Genomic DNA, 1253 nt, shown 5'->3' with positions numbered 1-1253 from the left:
TGAAGCGCAAAGAGTCTTAGCTTAAAATAATCATCGTCCCTGAATCCGTAAGCATTTCTTTTAAGGACTTTAATTTTGTTGTTAATCCCCTCGACTTTGGCAGTTGAGAAATGGCAGTCGTACCATGCGAGAATGCCGGTTCTGTGCGCCATTATCGTTGCAGCCATCCTTGCGAGCCGTGGCACCTTGCTCTGTCTTGCCTGTTCCACCCATGCGTAAAGTTCCTTTTCGGCGTTGTCCTTGGTCGGCTGCATCCAGATTTGCCTCATGGACTCTTTCATGTAATAAGCTTTCGAGAGCGGCTCGTTCATGGCCAGTGCGTTGTCGAGCCTTGTGCGGTGTTTCCCGTCAAGCACGTCCTCGGCATTCCGTAGCAGCAGGTAGCGCGTGCCGAGGAGCACCCTGCGCCGCATGACGCTCCTTTCGTGCCTGTACAACGTACGCCGGATGTCATCGAGTGCGTCGTTCATGAGTCTGACAACGTGGAAATGGTCGAACACGAGTGTGGCCTGCGGGGCGTTTTCCAGTACAGAGGCGACAAATGCCGGCGACAGGTCCGTGGCCACGTAGCGTATCATGACGCCATGCCTCCTGACGCGTTCCCAGAACGGCAGCAGGGCGTCGCCGCCGCGCCCCCTGCCCACATGGATGATACGTCCGGTATCAATGTCTACGACAATGGTGCGGAATTCCACGCCACGCCTTATCGAGAACTCGTCTATGCCTATGTTGCGCACGCCCTTGAGGGACACGGGGGTGTAGCGGCGGCGCAGGTACTCCTTGTGTATCCTCTTTACCGTGTCCCAGCTTACGGACAGCAGCGTTGCCACAGACTTTATCGTGCATGTCTTAAGGAGTACTGCCGCATATTGGGCAAAGCGGTGGGAGTAATGGCGGTTGCCTGTGACGAAAGGTACGCTCTCCTGACATACGTGCCCGCATTTGGGACATCTGTAGCGGCGGATGCGTACACGTAACAATGTCTTGCGTAAACCGAACGGTACGCACAGAATGTCACGAATCCGGCTGCCGTCAAGGGATATTCCGATATTGCCGCAATGGCGACAACATATTTTCACATGCTTCCGCTCTATTTTCAAGATTGTTTTATTATCTTTGTGGCATTGACCCGTCACGCGGTATCCGCGTACACCATAAACTTTACACAGGAAGTTGCTGTTCATCGTTTTTTGTTTTTTTGTTCAACTGCAAATATACGATTTTTACAGCGACTTCCTTTATCTTTCACTTTT

Annotated in this window: 1 protein-coding gene; it reads right to left on the bottom strand. The window is 52.4% G+C overall.

Features of this window, described 5'->3' with window-relative positions; genetic code table 11:
- Window positions 1-1184 (bottom strand): ISL3 family transposase (locus H6A34_RS14410; RefSeq protein WP_205106079.1); only part of this gene is annotated, 1184 nt, incomplete at its 3' end.
- Between the last annotated feature and the right edge of the window lie 69 nt (window positions 1185-1253).

It is taken from the genome of Marseilla massiliensis (assembly GCF_016899855.1).
Lineage (GTDB): Bacteria > Bacteroidota > Bacteroidia > Bacteroidales > Bacteroidaceae > Prevotella.
This window is presented reverse-complemented; position numbering and strand designations above follow the sequence as displayed.